The sequence below is a fragment of the Rathayibacter rubneri genome, from assembly GCF_023743255.1.
Classification (GTDB): domain Bacteria; phylum Actinomycetota; class Actinomycetes; order Actinomycetales; family Microbacteriaceae; genus Rathayibacter; species Rathayibacter rubneri.
The window spans coordinates 1-740 of record NZ_JAMRYM010000209.1; the positions used below are offsets into that span (position 1 = coordinate 1).

A 740-nucleotide genomic window follows, 5' to 3' on the forward strand; every position below is an offset into this window, starting at 1 on the left:
GGCCGGGGGAGGCGGGTTCCAGTCGACCGCAGTCGGGTGGCCGACCGCCTCGTCGTACGGAGGATTTCCGTCGACGGTCCGCGCACGCTCCTCGATGCAGGGGGAAACCGTGTTGCGGTCAGGTTTCCAGCCTGCCATCGCGGATTTCGACTCCGCTCTGGGTGGAATGCAGGGACGCTCGGGGCGCTCTGGACTGCATGATCCGAGGAGCAGGACGGGTCGGCACGGGTGCGGCCGGAACCTCGACCCGGCGGACGCCCGAGCGGCCGCGCCATGAGGCGCATCGCTTCCGCCCGATCGCCGTGCGGACGGCGGCACCCGAACCCCTGACGGGTGCCAGCGGCCCGCGGGGCTGCGCTTCTAGGTTGAGGACACCCGCCGCCGCGGGCATCGCCCCCCAGGAGCCGCCCGTGTCCGATCCGTCCCTCGTCGCGCGCGTCCCCGGAGAAGCGCTGATGCAGGCGCTGCGGGAGGCCATGGCTCCTGAGCAGCCGCAGACCCTCGCCGCCCGGCTCTTCGGAGCCAGCCCGATCCCGACGTCCGCTCGCAGCTGGTACACCGGGCTCCTCGGCGAGCTCGCGGTCGCCGATCAGCTCCGCACGCTGCCCGAGGGTTGGCTGGTGCTGCACTCGGTGCCGGTCGGGGACCGCGGGAGCGACATCGATCACGTCCTCGTCAGCCCGAGCGGTCGCGTCCTCACGATGAACACCAAGCACAGCCCGGGCGGGCGGGTGTGGGTC

Annotated in this window: 1 protein-coding gene; it reads left to right on the plus strand. The window is 72.7% G+C overall.

What is annotated here, in order from left to right:
- Nucleotides 1–410: 410 nt before the first annotated feature.
- On the plus strand, nucleotides 411–740 hold a 330-nt coding region (locus tag NB037_RS19345), incomplete at its 3' end, for a nuclease-related domain-containing protein (RefSeq protein ID WP_251948701.1).